At 74.8% G+C, this 19,816-nt stretch carries 14 protein-coding genes and 2 tRNA genes; 6 read left to right on the top strand and 10 right to left on the bottom strand.

What is annotated here, in order from left to right; genetic code table 11:
• Window positions 1-423 precede the first annotated feature (423 nt).
• The gene (locus AC6CH6_RS14940) at window positions 424-984 is read left to right on the top strand and encodes a hypothetical protein (protein ID WP_498255712.1); all 561 of its coding nucleotides are present in this window, start codon (window positions 424-426) and stop codon (window positions 982-984) included.
• A gap of 90 nt (window positions 985-1,074) precedes the next feature.
• On the opposite strand, the gene AC6CH6_RS14935 is transcribed toward AC6CH6_RS14940, so the two are convergent.
• The 9 genes from AC6CH6_RS14935 to tadA all read right to left on the bottom strand — a co-directional run bounded on the left by AC6CH6_RS14935 (window position 1,075) and on the right by tadA (window position 14,675).
• Window positions 1,075-2,604 (bottom strand): stealth family protein, encoded by a 1,530-nt coding sequence (locus AC6CH6_RS14935; RefSeq protein ID WP_498255711.1) that lies wholly within the window; start codon window positions 2,602-2,604, stop codon window positions 1,075-1,077.
• 127 nt (window positions 2,605-2,731) lie between these two features.
• The gene (locus AC6CH6_RS14930; RefSeq protein ID WP_498255710.1) at window positions 2,732-3,574 is read right to left on the bottom strand and encodes a DNA-formamidopyrimidine glycosylase family protein; all 843 of its coding nucleotides are present in this window, start codon (window positions 3,572-3,574) and stop codon (window positions 2,732-2,734) included.
• A gap of 27 nt (window positions 3,575-3,601) precedes the next feature.
• Window positions 3,602-8,620, bottom strand: coding sequence for an Lhr family ATP-dependent helicase (locus AC6CH6_RS14925; protein WP_498255709.1), 5,019 nt, complete (start codon window positions 8,618-8,620; stop codon window positions 3,602-3,604).
• The gene (locus tag AC6CH6_RS14920; protein ID WP_498255708.1) at window positions 8,610-9,449 is read right to left on the bottom strand and encodes a DUF4232 domain-containing protein; all 840 of its coding nucleotides are present in this window, start codon (window positions 9,447-9,449) and stop codon (window positions 8,610-8,612) included. Before AC6CH6_RS14920 ends, AC6CH6_RS14925 begins: the two co-directional genes overlap by 11 nt.
• Before the next feature lie 142 nt (window positions 9,450-9,591).
• Window positions 9,592-12,462 carry an FAD-binding and (Fe-S)-binding domain-containing protein gene (locus AC6CH6_RS14915; RefSeq protein WP_498255707.1) on the bottom strand — a complete coding sequence of 957 codons (2,871 nt, stop codon included), beginning with the start codon at window positions 12,460-12,462 and terminating at the stop codon, window positions 9,592-9,594.
• Window positions 12,463-12,546: 84 nt separating this feature from the next.
• The gene (locus tag AC6CH6_RS14910) at window positions 12,547-12,873 is read right to left on the bottom strand and encodes a 2Fe-2S iron-sulfur cluster-binding protein (RefSeq protein ID WP_017833918.1); all 327 of its coding nucleotides are present in this window, start codon (window positions 12,871-12,873) and stop codon (window positions 12,547-12,549) included.
• Between the two features lie 123 nt (window positions 12,874-12,996).
• Complete coding sequence (locus AC6CH6_RS14905) at window positions 12,997-13,830, bottom strand: thioesterase family protein (RefSeq protein ID WP_498255706.1); 834 nt, start codon at window positions 13,828-13,830, stop codon at window positions 12,997-12,999.
• Between the two features lie 180 nt (window positions 13,831-14,010).
• Window positions 14,011-14,100: transfer RNA gene (locus AC6CH6_RS14900), tRNA-Ser, on the bottom strand.
• A gap of 29 nt (window positions 14,101-14,129) precedes the next feature.
• The gene (gene tadA, locus AC6CH6_RS14895; protein ID WP_498255705.1) at window positions 14,130-14,675 is read right to left on the bottom strand and encodes a tRNA adenosine(34) deaminase TadA; all 546 of its coding nucleotides are present in this window, start codon (window positions 14,673-14,675) and stop codon (window positions 14,130-14,132) included.
• A gap of 88 nt (window positions 14,676-14,763) precedes the next feature.
• Here tadA and upp point away from each other — a divergent pair, with 88 nt between their 5' ends.
• The 5 genes from upp (at window position 14,764) to AC6CH6_RS14870 (ending at window position 19,604) form a co-directional block, all read left to right on the top strand.
• Complete coding sequence (gene upp, locus AC6CH6_RS14890) at window positions 14,764-15,399, top strand: uracil phosphoribosyltransferase (RefSeq protein WP_031283230.1); 636 nt, start codon at window positions 14,764-14,766, stop codon at window positions 15,397-15,399.
• A gap of 507 nt (window positions 15,400-15,906) precedes the next feature.
• On the top strand, window positions 15,907-16,731 hold the full coding sequence (locus AC6CH6_RS14885) for a winged helix-turn-helix domain-containing protein (protein WP_498255704.1): 825 nt from the start codon (window positions 15,907-15,909) through the stop codon (window positions 16,729-16,731).
• Window positions 16,732-16,827: 96 nt separating this feature from the next.
• Window positions 16,828-17,367 (top strand): SixA phosphatase family protein, encoded by a 540-nt coding sequence (locus tag AC6CH6_RS14880; RefSeq protein ID WP_017833923.1) that lies wholly within the window; start codon window positions 16,828-16,830, stop codon window positions 17,365-17,367.
• Between the two features lie 53 nt (window positions 17,368-17,420).
• Entirely contained in the window at window positions 17,421-18,407 is a 987-nt protein-coding gene (locus AC6CH6_RS14875) for an aldo/keto reductase (RefSeq protein WP_498255703.1), read from the top strand.
• A gap of 12 nt (window positions 18,408-18,419) precedes the next feature.
• Window positions 18,420-19,604 (top strand): FAD-dependent monooxygenase, encoded by a 1,185-nt coding sequence (locus tag AC6CH6_RS14870; RefSeq protein WP_498255702.1) that lies wholly within the window; start codon window positions 18,420-18,422, stop codon window positions 19,602-19,604.
• Window positions 19,605-19,688: 84 nt separating this feature from the next.
• Here AC6CH6_RS14870 and AC6CH6_RS14865 read toward each other — a convergent pair.
• Window positions 19,689-19,764: transfer RNA gene (locus tag AC6CH6_RS14865), tRNA-Arg, on the bottom strand.
• Window positions 19,765-19,816 lie beyond the last annotated feature (52 nt).

The raw sequence follows: 19,816 nt of genomic DNA, 5'->3' as shown, positions 1-19,816 counted from the left end.
ATCATGCGGGACGCGCCGAGGGGGCATGGTGCACGCCCGGCGGCGCCCCCCTCCGACGCGGAGGGTCATGTTCGGTCACGACGGCGCCGGCGCCTCGTGTCCCGCGGGGCGACCCGTGCTCCCCGGCCCGGCGCCGCGCTGCTCGGGCGGCCCGGGAGCGCGGCGGGGCGGAGCGGGAAGCGTCCTGCCGGAACCGCCGCTGGCAAGGCACGATCCCCCGGCCACTGCGCCGGTGGAGCACGCACCCGGGCGGCGCGGGTCCTCCGCGCACGCCGTCCGGCGGCCGGTGCGCCCCGTGCCGGTGGCACGACCCCGGGGTGCTCCGGCACGGAGCCGTCCGCCGGGGCGCCGGGGCCTGTAGCCGGACCCGTCCGGCTCTGCTTCTATTGAGGAACGTGGGGACCTACCGAGGAGGAACATCCGATGGAAACCTGGATCTGGATCGTGCTGGCCCTGGCCGTGCTGGCCGTGGTCGTCCTGGCCGCGCTGGCCGGGAGCCGCAAGAAGAAGGAGCGCGAGGTCGTGGAGCGGCGGGAGAACCAGCAGCGCGCCGCCGAGCTGCGCGCCCGCAGCGAGGAGGAGGACCTCTCGGCCCGCGAGCGGAAGGCGGACGCGGACGCGGCCCGCGCCGAGGCCGAGAAGGCCCGGATCGAGGCCGACCGCCTCGAGCAGGACGCCCAGCGGCGCACCGAGGACGCCGAGAAGGTCCGCCAGGAGGCGGAGACCCACCGCCGGGACGCCGCCTCGCTCGTCCCGGACGGGGACGACTCCACCCCCGCTGACACCTCCCGCGGACGCCGCGAGGACGTCACCGACCACGCCTCCGGGACGCGCTCCGACGAGGCTCCCTGGCAGGACGGCGACGCCGGACCGGACACCCGGACCCGGCACGACGGCGACGCCCGGAGCGACGGCGACACCCTGCACGACGGCAGCACCCGCCCCGACGGCGACCTCGGCCCCGGGGACCGGCCGCGCACCTGAGCCCCGGCCCGGACGCGGCAGCCGTCGAGCCGCGGAGAGCGAGCGGGGCCGGTGCGGGATCCCCGCACCGGCCCCGCTCGCTCTCCGCGGTCACTTCTCCCAGGGAGCCTTGATGGGGTAGTAGCGCTCCAGGAACTCCGTCATCCGCTCCGCGCGCTCGGGACCGGGCACCTCCGGGAAGCTGCCGTCGTTGAGGCAGAACATGTCGAGGTTGCGGCGGCCGAGCAGCTTCTCCATCTGCTGCAGCCCGGAGCGCGTGGTGGTGTCCACGTACTCCGTGCGGGCCGTCTCCTGGGTCACGGCCCGGCCGGTCAGCAGCGCGTAGTAGTGGTAGAGCGAGTTCGTCACCGAGATGTTGTCCGCCGCGCGGAAGCGGCTGGACGCGGTGCGGGCGAACTCCGCCGGGAACTCCCGCTCCATCTCGGCCACCACGCTGCGCCGCAGGGGCGCGGCGCAGTGCTGCAGGTGGCGGGTGGTGATCCGGCCGAAGCGCTCCCACAGGAGCCGGCGGTTGACGCGGGCGGCGTTCTCGAAGCCGGAGCGCTCGGCGGAGTTCTCGCCCAGGCCGATCCGGGTCTCGTTCTCCACGAACTTCGTGATCCCGCCCGGCGAGAAGAACAGCGCCGGGCCGATCGGGCGGCCGAAGAACATGTCGTCGTTGGAGTACAGGTAGTGCTCCGAGAGCCCCCCGATGTGGTGCAGCTGCGCCTCCACCGCTTGGGAGTTGTAGATCGGCAGGGCCGAGGTGTCCGCGAAGAACTCCTCGCTGCGCACGACCCGCACGCGCGGGTGCTCGGCCAGCCACGCCGGCGGCCGGGAGTCGGTGGCGATGTAGATGTTGCGCACCCACGGGGCGAACATGTGCACCGAGCGCAGGGCGTACTTCAGCTCGTCGACCTGCCGGAAGCGGGCCTCGTGCGCGTCGCCCTCGCCCACCACGGCGTCGGCCATGTACGAGGCCCGGACCCTGCGGTACTCCTCGTCGGAGCCGTCCACCCACGAGAAGATCATGTCGACCGCGAAGTCGATGTCGATCGCGTGATCGGCGAACATGTTCTCGATCGTGGGCCAGGTGAGGCCGAAGCGCTCCACGGTGCCGCGCACGGCCTCGGCCACCGGGACGGTGCGCCGGGTCAGCGAGTTCTCGATGGGCAGCCGGATCTCGTCCTCGCCGAACTCCCACAGCTCCACCTGCACCCCGGTGCCGGCGCCGTAGTAGAGCCTGGCCTCCGCGGAGTAGTGGGGCCGGAACAGCCGCAGGACCCGCGCGTTGCGGCGCGAGGACAGCTCGCCGTCGGCCAGCAGCTGCACGGTCTTCTTCTTGGTGTCCATCGGCTTGACGTAGTACGGCTCGCCCACGGCCGCGTCCACCAGGGCCTGCCGGAGCCGCGGCCGGTCCTTGAGGTCCACGGCGATGACGGGGCGCTCGTCGTTGCCCCGCACCAGCAGGTAGTCGACGCCCGCCGAGTCCAGGACCCCGCGCAGGAAGAGCAGGTTCTGGACCATGACGTCGTGCGGGGTCTGGTCCGTGATCCGCAGCGCGAAGCGGTCCTTGTAGCGGACCACGTCCTCGCGCTGGTCCAGGGCCGCGGCAGAGGCACGGGACGCGGAGCGGAACACCTCGCCGTCCGTGCCGTCCTCGGGTGCCGCGAAGTACTCTGCGCCGAGCAGGGTCGTGTTGATGGTGCCTCCTCATGGTGTCGGGCCGCTGGGGCGGCGATCTCATGATAAGCCGCGACGGCCGGACTCAGGAGGGGAGGGGCTGGCAGCGCTCGCAGAACCACACCGCCCGGTCCCGCGGCGGCCCGGGGTACGGCTCGCCGGGCACGAGCTCGGCGTCGTCGATCCGCGCCTCCCGGACCGGGGCCCCGCACCGGCGGCACGGCTGCCGGCCGCGGCCGTAGACCCAGAACTGCTCGCCGCGACGGGCCGGGCCCCCCACCGTGGAGCGCTGCGAGCGGTCCCGGTTGACGTGCAGCAGCCGGTGGGAGAGGTCCACGACCGCGCCGAGGTCCGGGACCTCGGCCACCGGGGTGAAGGGGTGCAGCCGCTGGAGGAACAGGATCTCGTTGCGGTAGACGTTGCCGATGCCGGCGAGGTTGCGCTGGTCCATCAGCGCGGCCCCCACGCGCCGGCGGGGGTGGCGGGCGAGCCGGACCAGGGCCTCCGCCCGGTCCCAGTCGGGGCCCAGCAGGTCCGGGCCGAGGTGGCCCACGAGCTCGTCCTCGTCGGCGGTGGCCACGAGGTCCAGCATGCCGAGGTCGAAGCCGACGGCCTGCGCGGCCGCGTTCTCGAGCACAGCCCGCGCCTGGTGGCCGGGGCGCCGCCACCGGGCGCCCCGCGGGTAGACGTGCCACATGCCCTCCATGAGCAGGTGGGAGTGCAGGGTGAGCGGGGGCAGGCCGTCGGGCCCGCCGTCGGTGCGGACCAGCAGGTGCTTGCCCCGCGGCACCACCTCGGTCACGGTGCGCCCCGAGAGGTCCGCGGTGGCGATCGACGGGAACCGGAGGTCGCTGCGGGTCAGGATCCTCCCGGCCAGGGCGCGGCGCAGCAGGACGGCCTGGCGGTAGACGGTGTCACCCTCGGGCACGGCCGCCCCCGGTGCTCGGGTCCGCGCTCATCGGCGCATCCTCAGGCCGCGCGGCGTCGAGTAGAACCCGCCGGCCAGCAGGGACTCCCGCACCGCGGTCTCGACGGGTCCGTGCCCCAGGACCCCGGCGCCGTTGACCTTCTCGACGGTCAGCTTGTCCACCGCGCCCCGGCGGACGGTCTCGGCCACGGCGGGTCCGGCGGCGGCCAGGGCGGCCGCGTCGTCGGTGAACGCGAGGACGGTGCGCCCGCCGCGCTCCACGTACAGGGCCAGGGCGCCGTCCACGAGCACGACGACGGCGCCCGCCTTGCGCCCGGGCCGGTGCCGCCCCGCGGGCGCGTCCCCGCCGTCCGGGGCGGGCACGGACACGGGCTCCGGCCACTCGAGGGCCGCCCCGTAGGGGTTGGCGGGGTCGGTCGCGGCGAGCGCCAGCGCCACGGGCTCCTCGGCGCGGACCTGGTCGTCGGTGCTGAACGTGCGCAGGTGGTCCACCGTGGCGGCCTGCGCGAACTGGGCGGCGCCCAGGCCCTCGATGAAGTAGCCGCGGCGGGCCCGGCCCGTGTCCTCGAGCGTGGAGAGCACCTTGTAGACGGTGGCGAAGCCGCCGGGGAGCTCTTCGACCGCCACGGGGCCCTTGGTCACCACGCCGTAGCGGTCCATGAGCAGCTCCGCGGTGGCCGACGCCCGCAGCGTGGGGTCGAGGGGCTCGGGGCGCAGCATCGACCAGCGCCCGGCCACGAGCGGGGAGTCGTGGCGCTCCAGGGTGGCCGCCCGCGCCGGGGCGCGCAGCGCCCCGCCGATCCCCGGGCGGGAGGCCGCGCCGGGCCGCAGCCGGGCGGCGCCCCGGCGGGACGTGGTGCGTCCCCGCGGGGCCTGGGCCCGGTGCCGGTGGGCGGCCTGCCCGCCGGAGAGCAGCGAGCGCACGGGCAGGAAGGTGTCGTTGGTGATCAGCCCGGACCAGACGAGGTTCCACAGCGCGGTGGTCAGCGCCGGGGCGGGAACCGGGTCCCCGGCGGCGTCGAGCAGGCCCAGCAGCTGCGGGAAGAACCACGCGCCGCCGGGGGCCAGGACGTCGAGGACCCGCCGCTCCAGCGTGGAGTCCAGGGCCGCCGCCGCGACCTCGAGGGTCTCGGCCGGGGGCAGGGTGAGCTGGGCCGCCTCGCTCAGGTGCAGCGACACCCATCCGTCGTCGCCCGCCAGGGACCCGGCTCCGGACCACAGGATCTCCCCGGTGGCGGTCAGCTCGTCCAGCAGCTCGGGCCGGTAGTCGGCCACCCGGGCCGCGAGCACCAGCGGCTCCCAGGCCGAGGCGGGGACGGCGACGCCCGCGAGCTGGTCCACCACCGTCAGCACCCCGTCCTCGCCGCGCAGCTGGTGGCCCCGGCCCACGTGCTGCCAGGCCGGCAGGAACCGGGCGTAGACCTGCCCGGAGACGGGCTCCACGTCCCGGCGCAGCGCGGCCAGCGAGCGGCGCCGGATCCGGCGCAGCACCTCGGACTCGCACCACTCGGAAGCCGCCGGGCCGGCCCCGCCGCCGTCGGGGCGCACCGGCCGGAACTCGCCCTCGACCACGCGCCGGTCCGCGGCCAGCCGCTCCAGCGTGGTGCGCACCACGGCCGTGCCCAGCCCGAGCCGCGCCGCGGCCTCGTCCACGGTGAAGGGCCCGTGGGTGCGGGCGTAGCGGGAGACGAGGTCGGCCAGCGGGTCCTCGACCGGTTCCACGAAGGCCAGCGGCACCCCCATGGGCAGGGGCACGCCCAGCGCGTCGCGCAGCCGGGAGGCGTCCTCGATCGCGGCCCAGTGCTCGACGCCGCGCAGGTGCACGCGCAGGGCGCGGTTGGCGGCCACGAGCTGCTCGAGCCACCCGGCGGCGACGTCCTCGGGGCACGCGGACTCCGGGTCCCCGGGGTCCTGGAGCCGGCGGACGGCCTCGGCGGTGGTGAGCGGGCCGAGCAGGCGCAGCAGGTCGGCCGCGCCCTCGACCCCGCGCAGCCGCCGGTCCGGGGCCAGGCGCTGCAGCTCCGCCTCCGTGCGCTCGATGACCTCGGGGTCCAGCAGCTCCCGCAGCTCGGCGCGGCCCAGGAGCTCGTTGAGCAGGGCGGCGTCGAGGGACAGGACGGCCGCCTTGCGCTCCGCCAGCGGGGAGTCGCCCTCGTAGAGGAACTGGGCCACGTAGCCGAAGAGCAGGGTCCGGGCGAAGGGCGAGGGCTGCTCCGTGGTGGTCTCGACCACCCGGATCGCGCGCCGCTCGACCGCCCGGTGCAGCTCCTTGAGCGCGGGCAGGTCGTAGACGTCCTGGAGGCACTCGCGGATCGTCTCCAGGATGATCGGGAACTGCGGGTACTTCCGGGCGACGTCCAGCAGCTGCGCCGAGCGCTGGCGCTGCTGCCACAGCGGGGAGCGCCGGCCGGGGTCGCGCCGGGGCAGCAGCAGGGCCCGGGCGGCGCACTCCCGGAACCGGGAGGCGAACAGCGCGGAGCCGCCCACCTCCTCGGTGACGATCTGGTCGAGCTCGTCGGCGTCGAAGAGGAACAGCTCCGCCCCCGGGGGCTCGTCCTCCATGGCCGGCACGCGCAGCACGATCCCGTCGTCGGCGGCCTGCGCGGAGCCGTCGAGGCCGTACCGCTCGTGCAGCCGGGCCCCCACGGCCAGCGCCCACGGGGCGTGCACGGGCATCCCGAACGGGGAGTGCAGCACCACGCGCCAGTCCCCGAGCTCGTCGTGGAAGCGCTCGACGACGAACAGCCGGTCCGACGGGACCTGCCCCACTGCCTCCTTCTGCTCGCCCACGTAGGCCAGCAGGTTGTCGGCGGCCCACTCGTCGAGACCGGCCGCGCGCAGTCGGGCGCGGGCGTCCTCCGCGGAGGCCCCGGCGATCTCGCGGTTGAACCGGCCCACCGCGCGGCCCAGCTCCACGGGCCGGCCGGGGCCGTCGCCGTGCCAGAACGGCAGCTTGCCCGGCACGCCCGGGGCGGGGGAGACGATGACGCGGTCGTGGGTGATCTCCTCGATCCGCCAGCTCGAGGCGCCCAGGGCGATCACGTCCCCCACGCGGGACTCGTAGACCATCTCCTCGTCGAGCTCGCCCACCCGCCGGGAGTTCTTCCCGTCCTGCTCGCCCACGAGGTAGACCGCGAACAGGCCGCGGTCCGGGATCGTGCCGCCGGAGGTCACGGCCAGGCGCTGCGCCCCGGGCCGGCCCTCGATGGTGCCGGTCTCCCGGTCCCACACGATCCGCGGGCGCAGCTCGGCGAACTCGTCGGACGGGTAGCGGCCCGCCAGCAGGTCCAGGGTCGCGTCGTAGGCGGAGCGGGGCAGGGTCAGGAACGGGCAGGACCGGCGGACGGTGTCGAACCACTCCTCGACGTCGATCGGCCCCAGCGCGGTCGCCGCGACCGTCTGCTGGGCCAGGACGTCCAGGGGGTTGAGCGGGACCGCGAGCGGCTCGATCCGTCCCTGCAGCATCCGCTCCACCGTGACCGCGGCGTCCAGCAGGTCCCCGCGGTGCTTCGGGTAGAACCAGCCGCGCGAGATCTCGCCCACCTGGTGGCCGGCGCGGCCCACGCGCTGGAGGCCCGAGGCCGCCGAGGGCGGGGCCTCGATCTGGACCACCAGGTCCACCGCGCCCATGTCGATGCCCAGCTCCAGGGAGGAGGTGGCCACCACGCAGCGCAGCCGTCCGGTCTTGAGGTCGTCCTCGATCACCGCCCGCTGGTCCTTCGAGACCGACCCGTGGTGGGCGCGGGCCAGCACCGGCGCCGCGCCCTCGTAGCGGCCGGTCTGCCGGCGCAGGTCCGCGGGCTCGGGGGCGGCGGGCTCGCCGGTCGCGGCCGGCTCCCGCCCGGCGAGGGCGGAGCGCAGCACGTCCCCGACCTGCTGGGGCGCGGAGCCGGCCGGGGGCCCCGGCGCGCCGTCGTCGCCCGGACCGGTGCCGTCCGCGGGGGCGCCGTCCCGGGCCCCGCCGTCCGGGTCCGCGTGCTCCATGCGGAACGCGTAGATCTCGTTGAGCCGCGCGGTGAGCTTCTCGGCGAGGCCGCGGGAGTTGGCGAACACGATGGTCGACCGGTTCTCGAGCACCAGGTCCACGACCCGCTCCTCGACGTGCGGCCAGATCGACGCCGTGGTCGTGGGGGCGAGGGCATCGAGGTCGTCGTCCCCGAAGGCCGAGCCGGCCAGGGACGGCGAGGCGCTCGGCCCGCCCAGCACGGTCATGTCCGGGATGGGCACCGAGACCGTGAGGTCCCACGTCTTCTCCGTGCGCGGCGCGACGACGGTGACCGGCTCCCGGCCGCCCAGGAACCGGGCGACCGTCTCGATCGGCTCGACGGTCGCGGACAGCCCGATGCGCTGCACCGGCTGCTCCAGCAGGGCGTCCAGCCGTTCGAGCGTGAGCGCCAGGTGCGCGCCCCGCTTGGTGCCGGCCACGGCGTGCACTTCGTCCACGATGACCGTCTGCACGTCCGTGAGGGTCTCCCGCGCCTTGGAGGTCAGCATCAGGTACAGCGACTCGGGGGTGGTGATGAGGATGTCCGGGGGATTCGTGAGCAGGGCCCGGCGGATCGCCTGGGGCGTGTCCCCGGAGCGGACGCCCACGCTGATCTCCGGCGGCTCGATCCCGGCGTGCCGGGCCGTCTGCGAGATGCCGATCAGGGGGGCCCGCAGGTTGCGCTCCACGTCCACGCCCAGGGCCTTGAGCGGGGAGATGTAGAGGACGCGGGTCCCGCGCCGCTCGCCAGCGGTGCTCGCGGAGCGGGCCTTGGCCCGCAGGGTCCCGCCGGGGGCCGGGGCACCGCCCGCAGCGCCGGGGGCGGGCCCGGCGGCCGGCGTCCCGGCGCCGGGCGCGGCCTCCGCCACGAACCGGTCCAGGGCCCACAGGAACGCGGCCAGGGTCTTGCCGGAGCCGGTGGGCGCCACGATCAGGGCGTGGCGCCGCGCGGCGATGGCCCGCCACGCGCCCTCCTGGGCGGCGGTGGGCGCGGCGAAGGCACCCGAGAACCAGGCCCGGGTGTGCTCGGTGAACAGGCTCAGGGCTGGTTCAGGCGCCAAAGCCCTGGATCTCGAGCTGGTGGATCCGCGGATCACCGCAGGCCTCCACGGGGAAGGGGATCACGACGGACTCCGTGTTCTCGGGCGGGTAGACGCGCAGACCGGTGGCGGTCCGGGCGTCGCAGGTCGGGTGGTTGCCGGCCTGGCTCACGCGCAGGCCGGCGGTGGCGGACTCCCCGGGCGCCAGGACCTGGCCGGTGCCGGGGACGGTGGCGTCCCGCAGGGCCGGGGAGCCGATCATCGTGCCGTCGGCGTCGACGAAGGACACCCCGGCGTAGCCGGCGAGCGTGCACGGGTCCTCGCCCGCATTGGTGAGGACGACGTCCACGTGGACGGAGCCGGCGGCGCCGCCCACGGGGGCGGCCGCGACCTCGAGCCGGGAGGTGGTGCACAGGGGCGAGCCGCCGGTGCGGGTGCCCGCGGTGCCGCCGCGGGCGGCCGTGCCGTTGCCCTCCGCGCCGGCGTCGGGGGCGCCGCCGTCCGTCCGCTCCGCCGCCGGCTCGTCCGTCCCGTCGTCGTCGGCCCCGTCGTCGTCCGGCCCGTCCGCGGCGGGCTCCGCCGCCGGGTCCTCCGCCGACGGGTCCTCCGCCGGCCCGGAGGTGTCCTGGCCGCCGGCCCGGTCCTCGGCCGGCGCCGTGGCGTCCTCCGTCCCGGTGGCCGGGGCGGTCTCCGGGGGCGCCGCCGAGGGCGTGGCCGGCCCGCTCTCGGCGGGGGCGCCGGCGGTGCCGGTCTGCTCCGGCTCCTCGCCCGCGCAGGCGGTGAGGAACAGGGCTGCGGCGAGGGCGAGGGCCCCCAGGACGGGGCGGGGGGCGGGGGAGAGCGAAGACACGGGGGGATATCCTCCTCGGACGGACGTCGTGGCGTGCCACGTCCCGGGAAGCGATCCCTCCCAGGTGCTCCATTCTAGGCAGGGCCACCGACACCGCTGCCGGAGGCGGCGCCCGCCCCGGCCGGGGCCGCTCCCGGCGGGGCTACCGCTCGCCGGGCTCCGCCGGGGGCAGCGCCGCGCGCATCACCTCGGCGAGGTGGACGCCGTCCGCGCCCGTGCCCTGGGCGATCTGGGTGCGGCACGAGAAGCCGTCGGCGAGCACGATCGTCCCGTCCGCCGCACTGCGGATCGCGGGGAACAGCTCCCGCTCGCCGAGGGTCTGCGAGACCTCGTAGTGGCCGGGCTCGAAGCCCCAGTTGCCCGCGAGCCCGCAGCACCCGCCGCCGACCACGGCGGTGTCCACGCCCAGCTTCGCGAGGACCTCCAGCTCCGGGCCGTAGCCGCTCATGGACTGCTGGTGGCAGTGGACCTGGCACACGGCACCGGCGGGGCCCGCCTCGGTGGCCAGCTCCCGGAACGGCCACGCGCCGCCCTCGGCCAGGTGGCGGGCGGCGAACGCGCCGATCGTCGTCGTCAGCTCGGTGACCCGCCGGGCCCGGGGGTCGCCGGGGAGCAGCTCGGTGATCTCCTCCTGGAGCATGACCGTGCACGAGGGCTCGAGCCCGATGATCGGGTACCCGGCCTCGATCAGCGGCTCCATCACGTCCAGGGTCTGGCGCAGCACCTTCTGCGTCATCTCCAGCTGCCCGGTGGAGTGCCAGGTCAGCCCGCAACAGACGTTGCCCATGGGCATCAGCACCCGGTAGCCCATGGCCTCGAGGACCTCCACGGCGGCCCTGCCGGGGGCGTCGGCGGAGAAGTTCGTGAACGTGTCCGGCCACAGCACCACGGACGGTCCGGCCTCGGCGGGCCCGCCCTCGGACCGCGCGGCGGGACGGCCGCGGAACCACCGGGTGAGCGGCTGCTCGGCGAAGGAGATCATCCGCCGCTTCGGCTCGATCCCGCCGAGCCGCTTGGTCAGCTCCTCGACGCCACGGTTGGACTCGAGGAGGTTGATCAGCCGGAAGGAGAGGGGCACCTTCTCCACGATCCGCATCAGCAGCGGCATCCAGCCCATCGTGAAGTGGGCCATCGGCCGCCGGTTCCGGCCCAGGAAGGAGCTCAGGCCGTGCCGGTAGTGGTGGTGCAGGAACTCGGCCTTGTACGTCGCCATGTCCACGTTGACCGGGCACTCGGACGCGCAGGCCTTGCAGGACAGGCACAGGTCGAGGGCCTCGAGGGTCTCCTTCGACTTCCAGCCGTCCGTGATGGACTCCCCACGCAGCATCTCGGCCAGGGACCGGGCGCGGCCGCGGGTCGAGTGCACCTCGTCGTGGGTCGCCTGGAAGGACGGGCACATGGCGCCGACGTCGGAGCGGCACGCGCCCACGCCCACGCACCGGTTGACCGCGCTGGAGAACGAGCCGCCGTCGCGGGAGAACGCGTGCACGGGCGTCAGCTCGAACGTGCGCGCGCCGGGCCCGGGGCGCACGCCCTGGTCGATGGGCTCCGGGTCCACGAGCACGCCGGGGTTGAAGACGCCGTCCGGGTCGAAGACGGCCTTGAACTCCGCGAAGGCGGCCAGGGCCTCGGGGGAGTAGATCGTGGCCAGCAGCTCGGACCGGGCGCGGCCGTCGCCGTGCTCGCCGGAGACCGAGCCGCCGTAGCGGTGCACGAGCCGCGCGGCGCGCTCGATGAACGTGCGGTAGGTCGCCATCCCCTCCTCGGTGCCGAGGTCGAAGGAGATGCGGATGTGCACGCAGCCCTCCCCGAAGTGCCCGAAGGGGATGCCGGTGAGGCCCAGCTCGTGCAGCAGGTCGTAGAGGTCGCGCAGGTACTCGCCCAGGCGCGCCGGGGGGACCGCGGAGTCCTCCCACCCCGGCCAGGCCTCCCCGCCGTCGGGCAGGCGGGTGACGATCCCGGCGCCGGCCTCGCGGATCCGCCACAGGGCGCGGGCCTGCCCCGCGTCGGAGACGATCACGGAGTCCACGACGTTCTCCGGGACGAGCCCCGGCAGGGTGCGGGCGGCCGCCTCGGCCTCCTCGAGGGTGTCCGCGCCGACCTCGCAGTAGAGCCAGCCGCCGCCGCGGGGCAGCTCGCCGCCGGCGTGCTCCTGGCCCTGCCGGGTGCGCAGGGCATCGAGCAGGTCCGCGCCCATGCCCTCGATCGTGTACACCCCGGGCACGCGCAGCTTCGGCGCCGCTGTGGCGGCCTCGAACGCGTCCTCGAAGCCCAGCACGGCCAGGGCCGTGTGGGCGGGCCTGCGGACCAGGCGGACCGTGAGCTCGGTGATGACCCCGCAGGTGCCCTCGGTGCCGGCGAAGGCCTTGGCGGCGTCGAAGCCCTTCTCACCGAGCAGGTAGTGCAGCCCGTACCCGGAGACCTGGCGCGGGAACTGGCCGAGCTCGGTGCGCAGCATGGCCAGGTGCCGGTCCCGGATCCCGGTCAGCGCCCGGTCGATCCCCGGCTCGGAGGTGCCGCCCTCGTGCAGCTCCACCACCCGGCCGTCGGCGAGCATGACCTTCAGCGAGACCAGGTTGTCCGCGGACGTGCCCCACGCCACGGAGTGGGAGCCGCAGGCGTTGTTGGCGACCATCCCGCCGATCGTGCACCGCGAGTGCGTCGAGGGGTCGGGTCCGTAGGTGAGGCCGAACTCGGACGCCGCGGAGCGCAGCTGGTCGCAGATCACCCCGGGCTCGATCGTGGCGGTCATCGCCTCGGGGTCGATCGACAGGATCTTGTTGAAGTGCCGGGAGGTGTCGATGACCAGCCCGTCGCCGATCGCGTTGCCCGCCACGGAGGTGCCGCCGCCGCGGGAGACCACCGACCAGCCCCGTTCCTTCGCCAGCGCCAGCAGCTCGCGGACCTCCTCGACGCTGCGCGGCTCGGCCACCGCCTCGGGCAGTCGCCGGTAGATCGACGCGTCCGAGACGTAGGCGGCGCGGGTGGTGAGGTCCTCGCGGATGTCGGTCATGGTCCACTTCCTGCGCGCCGGCGAGGCCGGTCCGTCCGGGGTCTGGTCAGGGCTGGCGGGGGCGTCCCCGCGGGGACGGGGGGCTCACCACTCGGGGGCGATGGTGACCTCGGCGCCGTCGAGCTCCTCCGCCCACTCGACCTGGCAGCTGAGCCGGGAGGTGTCGTGGCGGGTGTCGTCGAGCATGTCGAGGAGGTCCTCCTCCTCGTCGTTGATCTCGTTGGCCTTCGAGAAGGAGGTCTGGTCGAGGTAGGAGTGGCAGGTGGAGCAGGACGCGTTGCCGCCGCAGGTCGCGAGGATCGGGTACTTGTGGCGGGTGAGGGCCTCCATGAGGCTCTCGTAGTCCTTCCACTCGACGCCCTCGGTGCGGTTGCCCTCGCGGTCGATCACGGTGATGTTGATGCTGCTCACTGGGTGGCCTCCTCGGGGCACGGTCGCCCCTGGTCTCGACGTCGGAAATCCCGCCCCATTGTACGGTCGCGCGGCGGCGCCCACAGACGGGCCGGGGCCCGCGCCCGGCCCGTCCGGTGCGGCTCAGCCGGAGACCGGGAGCGGGCGGATCGTCAGGGACTGGGCGACCTGGCCCAGGTAGCCGGCCTCGTCGTGCAGCGCGGACTCGGTGAGGCCCACGCCGGTGTCGCCGAAGGTGACGTGCGTGTCGAGGCCCACCCAGGGGGAGACCGGCTCCCGGACGAGGTGCACGCTCAGGTCCACGTTGGGGAAGACCATCTCGTCGGGGCCCACCCGCACGGCGATGCCGTTGGCGGCGTCCACGGCCGCCAGGAACCGCGCCGTGGTGGAGGACTCCTCCCCGGCGACGACGGCGTGCGGCGCGCGCAGCCACATGGCCGCCCGGCCGGGCCGGTGCTCGCGCACGGTGCGGCCCTCGAGGGAGGCGATGTAGCCGCCCGGCCACCGCCCGGTCATCGTGGCGGGCAGGGCGTCGCCCACCGGCGGCAGGGCCTCCCGGTGCGTGCCGGCGGTGTCGGCGGTCTCGCCCCGGAGCAGCCGCCACACGCTCAGCCGGATGCAGGAGCGCCCGGCGTGGCTCATGGTGGCCTCGACCAGCTCGATGGTGCGGCCCGGGCGGACCACGCGCGTGGTCACCTCGACCTCGCCGCCGGGGATGAAGCCGAGGATGTCGTAGGAGAAGCGCACGGGCAGGAGGTCCGCGCGGGGGTGGTCGGCCTCCACGGCGTGGGCGAGCAGCCCCGAGGCGGCGCCCATGTGCTGCTCGGCGTCGCTCCACGCGCCCTGCGAGTGCAGCGTCGAGCGGAACCGGGTGCGGTCCAGCCGCACGAAGTACGCGTCCGGGTACTCCTCCCCGTCCGCTCCCAGGTGTCCGACTGCCTGCGCCGACGTCGTCATGCTGCCCCTCTTCCGTCCGGGCCCGCCGCACGGCGGGCGTGGTGATCGCCACCACGGTATCCAACGGCGGCCCGCGCTCCCCGCCGCCGCCCACGTCCTCCGGGGGCGCCGGACGGGGCGGGACCGGCGGGCGGGCATGCGGAAGGCCCCGGGTCCCTCAGGACCCGGGGCCTTCCCGACTGGCGGTGACGGAGGGATTTGAACCCTCGTTGGCTCTTACACCAAACATCATTTCGAGTGATGCACCTTCGGCCGCTCGGACACGTCACCAGCTCGCAGTACTGTACCGGCTGGCGAGCTCAACCGCCAAAACCCGCGGGGCCGGCGGGACCGGGAGCGGCGGGCCCGGCGTCGTCGTCCCCGCCGCGCCGGTGCTCCGCGAAGAAGTCGAGGAGCAGCCGGGAGCACTCGTCGGCCAGCACGCCGCCGGTCACCTCCACCCAGTGGTTGAGCCGCCGCTCTCGCAGGATGTCGAACACGGAGCCGGCCGCCCCGGCCTTGTCGTCCCACGCGCCCAGGACCACCCGGGGCACGCGGGCCAGGACGATCCCGCCCGCGCACATAGCGCAGGGCTCGAGGGTCACCACCAGCGTGCATCCGTCCAGCCGCCACGAGCCCAGGGCGCGGGCGGCGTCGCGCAGCGCCAGGATCTCGGCGTGAGCGGTGGGGTCGCCGTCGGCCTCCCGGCGGTTGCGGCTCCGGCCGACCACCGTTCCGTCCGGGCCGACGACGACGGCGCCGATCGGCACGTCCTGTGTCCCGAGCGCCGCCCGGGCCTCGGCGAGGGCCAGCCGCATCCACTCCTCCGCCCGGGCCTCGGAGCGGGTGCGCGGGGGCAGTGCCATGCGGTTCTCCTCCTGGGCGGGTCGCCGGGCCGGGCGGGGTCCGGCGAGGGGGCGGGGTGCCCCCGTGGCCCGATGGTAATTTTGGTCCATGCGAGTGACCGTTCTCGACCACCCATTGGTGGCACACAAACTGACCGTGCTCCGGGACAAGAACACCACGTCCCCGGTGTTCCGCCTGCTCGTCGAGGAGCTCGTGACGCTGCTCGCGTACGAGGCCACCCGGGGCGTCCGCGTGGAACCGGTGGAGATCGACACGCCGGTCACGCGCACCACGGGCGTGGGGCTGTCGAAGCCCCGGCCGCTGGTCGTGCCGATCCTCCGGGCCGGCCTGGGCATGCTCGAGGGCATGACCCGGCTGATCCCCACGGCCGAGGTGGGCTTCCTCGGCATGGCCCGCAACGAGGACACCCTCGACATCATCACCTACGCCGAGCGGCTGCCCGACGACCTCACCGGCCGCCAGGTCTTCGTCCTCGACCCGATGCTGGCCACGGGCGGGACGCTGCGGGAGGCGATCAAGTTCCTCTACCGCCGCGGGGCCGAGCAGATCACGTGCGTGTGCCTCCTGGCCGCCCCCGAGGGCCTGGCCGCCCTCGAGGAGGAGCTGGGGGACTCCGAGGTCAACATCGTCCTGGCTGCGAGGGACGAACGGCTCGACGAGAACGCCTACATCGTCCCGGGCCTCGGGGACGCCGGGGACCGGCTCTACGGCGTGGTCGACTGACCGCCGTCCCGTGACACCGCAGACCACATGCTGAAAAGGCCCGTCGACGTCCTCGGCGGGCCTTTTTTCGACCTCCGACCATGTGTCCACATAGTGAGACGAACAGTTCACCGATGGCGCCATCTTGACAACAGAATCTGGACCTGCTTTAGGGGCGGAAAAGCCTCTGGATCGTCCCAGAGGTCTGATATCCCGGGGGTCGGACGGAAAGCGGCATCCCAGCCGCAAGGTGAAGGGGATTCATTTTGGCGGAGTACTTGGACAGCCGTCGTTCGAATCTCGCATCGTGAGATAGTGCCTCGAATATTACTTGCGGGATCCAGGGGGCTGGTGGACCATGAGAGCAACGCCACTGTCAGGAATTTGCCAGCTTCGCGGGGACCCTCCCCGACCACCACGGAGCGGGCCGGTTCGGGAGCTGGGAGCGGCGGGGCCGTTCCGAGGGGCGGATCGACTCAGGCGGACGGAACCTCGTCCGCCGCACGACGGAAAGACGAGGGGCACCAGATGCCAGGCACACCGGGATACGTGCACATTTCCCAGCGCAACCGCACGAGCGAGGCCCGTGCTGTCCGCGGTCCGGCGGCGGCCCCCGAGCGGGGGCAGGCCGCCCCCGCCGACTACCGCAACCTCCGGAGCACGATCGGACCCATGCCGGCCGCGCCGGGCGAGACCCCGCTCCCCACCCGCCTGCAGCGGGAGACTGCGCCGCGTCCGCAGGTGCAGGAGAACGAGGCGCGCGGGTTCGTGATCTACGTGGGCCTCGACGAGGAGACCGCGGCGGCCAGCGGCACCTCGCTGGTCAAGATGGTCCAGAGCATCCGGGCGTACGCCCAGCAGCTGGTCCCGCAGGCCGACTCCTATGCCGCCGTGGCGCTGGCTCCCGCCAACACCGCCGGCACCGACCTCGAGGTCGTGCGCAACGCCCTGGGCGATCCCACCTCGGGGGCCGTGCGGCCCACGGCGCCCGCCGCGCCCGCGCCGGCGCCCGAGACGAAGACGAGCCAGTCCACCGGGGTGCTCATCGACCTCTCCCGCCGGGAGGTCTTCCTCGACGGCGGCCTCCTGAACCTCACGTTCAAGGAGTTCGAGCTGCTGAACTACCTCGTGGAGAACGGCAGCCGGACCGTCGGCCGCCACGAGCTGCTGCACAGCCTGTGGCGCGACTCCGAGGAGGTGCCCAACGAGCGGACCATCGACGTGCACATCCGGCGCCTGCGCTCCAAGCTCGGCCGGCTCGCGAACACCGTGCGCACCGTCCGCGGCCAGGGCTACCGCTTCTACGAGCACCCCGAGGTCGTCGTGTGGGCGGCCCCCGAGTACTCCATCTGATCCGCGTCCCCGATCCGTGCAGGCCCCGGTTCCGTCCCGCGACGCGGAGGAGCCGGGGTCGCTCCGTGCCCGTCGGGCGCGTGGCATCATGAACCGATGACCCGCCACGACCGGAAGAAGCTCGTCCTCATGCGCCACGCGGAGGCCGAGCACCCGTGGGGCGTGGCCGACCACGACCGCCCCCTGGACCGCGGCGGGGCCGCGGACGCCGCCGCCGCGGGGCGCTGGCTGCTGGCGAACGGGCACGTGCCGGACATGATCCTGTGCTCGAGCGCCCTGCGCGCGCGCCAGACCTGCACGTGGGTGTGCAGCGAGCTCGGCGACCTCGCCCCGACCGCCCGGCTCGACGAGTCCCTCTACGCGGCCCAGGACAGCCGGATCATCGCGGTGCTCAACCACGTGCCGGACACCGTGGAGTCCCTGCTGCTCATCGGCCACCTGCCCGGCCTGCGCGACGCCGCCCTCCGCCTGGCCACACCGGACTCCGACTACGACGCCGTCATGGCCCTCGCCGACGGCTGCCCCACCTCCGGACTGGCGGTCCTGGAGGTTCCCGGCACCTGGGCCGGACTGGACGGCGCCGACGCCCGCCTGGTGGACTTCACGGTGCCGCGACCGTCCGCGGGCGACCGCTGAACGGCGGCCCTCCGGGCGCCGGCGCGGCGGCCGGACCGACGAAGGAGCACTGGATGCGACAGATCGAATTCACCCCGTCCGGGGACCGCGTGGGCGCGATCGGGTTCGGGGCCATGGGCCTGAGCTGGGTCTACGACCGGCACGGGCTGACCGAGCGGCGCAAGCACGAGGTGCTCGGGCTCGCGGTGGACCTCGGCATGAACGTGGTGGACACGGCGGTGCTCTACGGCGGGGGAGCCAACGAGGAGCTCGTCGGCGCCGCCCTCGCCCCGCGCCGGGACGAGGTGTTCCTCTGCTCCAAGACCGGGCTGCGCGCGGCCTCCCTGGAGCCGCCCCGGACGGAGCGCTGCGGGCACCCGGACGAGGTGCGCCGCTCGATCGAGGACAGCCTGCGCCGGCTGCGCACCGACGCGGTGGACCTCTACTACCTGCACCGCGTGGACCCCGACGTGCCCCTCGAGGACACCTGGGGCGCGATGGGCGAGCTCGTGACCGCGGGCAAGGTGCGCCACCTGGGGCTCTCCGAGGTCAGCACGGAGCAGGCCGAGCGGGCGCACGCGATCCACCCGGTCGCGGCCGTCCAGTCGGAGTACTCCCTGTGGACCCGCAACCCCGAGGGGTCGGGCCCCACCGCCGACGGGGACCCCTCCGGGGACGTCATCGGGTGGTGCGCCGAGCACGGGGCGGTGTTCGTCCCCTTCTCCCCGCTGGGCCGCGGCTACCTCTCGGGCGCTCTCGCGGGCCGGGAGTTCTCCGGCTCCGACTTCCGCTCGCGCAACCCCCGGTTCACGCCGGAGGCCATGGCCGCCAACGAGGACGCCGTGCTGGCCCCCCTCCGCGATGTCGCCGGCCGGCACGGGGCCTCGCCCGCGGCGGTCGCGATCGCCTGGACCACGGTGCGCGGCGAGCACGTGCTGCCGATCCCCGGCACCACCGACCCCGGCCACCTGCGGGAGGACGCGGCGGCCGCGGACCTGCGCCTGACGGCCGAGGACCTGACCCTGCTGGACGGCGTGGCAGCCGTCGGCGACCGGTACTGAGCGGCACGGGCCGTGCGCGCGGTCGTCTGCGGGGCGGGCATCGCGGGACTGGCCCTGGCCGGCTGCCTGGGGCGGCGGGGCTGGGACGTGGTGGTCCTGGAACGGGCGCCGCGCCCGCGGGAGCAGGGCTACATGATGGACTTCTTCGGCCCCGGCTGGGACGCCGCCGAGGAGATGGGCGTGCTGCCGGCGGTCCTGGAGCTCGGCTACCGGGTGGAGCGGCTCAGCTACGTGGACGACCGCGGCCGCGACCGGGCCGGACTGCCGTTCGCCCGGTTCGCCCACGCCCTCGACGGGCACCTGGTCAGCGTGATGCGCCCCGACCTCGAGCGGGTGCTGCGCGAGCACGCCCGGGGCGCCGCGGAGCTCCGCTACGGCCGGCGCGTCGTCGGGGTCCGGCAGCGGCCCGGCGGGGCGGGCGCGGTGCTCGACGACGGCACGGTGCTCGACGCCGACCTGGTGGTCGGCGCCGACGGGGTGCACTCGGCCGTGCGGCGCTCCGCGTTCGGGCCCGAGGAGCGCTTCCGCCGCTGGCTGGGCCTGCACACGGCGGCGTTCGTGGTCGACGACCCGGAGGCGCACCGGCAGGTCGGCGACCGCTTCTGCCTCACGGACAGCATCGACCGGGCGATGGGGTTCTACGGGCTGCGCGACGGGCGCCTGGCGGTGTTCGCCGTGCACCGGGCCGCCGCGCCGTCCCTGCCGGCCGACCCCCGGGACACCCTGCGCGCCGTCCACGGCTCACTGGGCTGGATCGCGCCCCGCGTCCTGGCGGCCTGTCCCGGCCGGGACCGGCTCTACTACGACCAGGTGGTGCAGATCGAGCTGCCGCGGTGGAGCAGCGACCGGGTCGTGCTGCTCGGGGACTCGGGCCAGGCGGTGTCCCTGCTGGGCGGCCAGGGCGCCTCGCTGGGGATCGCCGGAGCGTGGCTGCTCGCCGAGCGGCTCGACCGCGCCGGGTCGGTGGAGGAGGCGCTGACGGGCTGGGAGCGGGTCTGGCGGCCGGTCGTGGAGGAGAAGCAGCGCGTCGCCCGCGGCGGGGCGCAGTGGTTCCTGCCGTCCTCCCGCGCCCGCCGGCAGGCGCGGCGCCTGGCGCTGCGCCTCGCCGCCCTCCCGGGGCTCGACACCGTGGTGACCCGCGGCCTCGTGGGGCGCGCCGGGGGCGACGTCCGGGCGCTCGCCGCGGCCCCGGCCTGAGCCGTCCGCGGCCGGGGCCGCGGACGGCCGGGCACGAAGAAGCCCCTCACCGGCGTCTCCGCTGGTGAGGGGCTTCTTCGTGGATGGTGCGCCCGAAGGGATTCGAACCCCCAACCTTCTGATCCGTAGTCAGATGCTCTATCCGTTGAGCTACAGGCGCATCGGCGTCCCGGCGTCACCGCCGTTCAAGCCGGACATCACTCTACATGCGG

This window comes from Kocuria sp. GQ42 (genome assembly GCF_059758435.1).
This window is presented reverse-complemented; position numbering and strand designations above follow the sequence as displayed.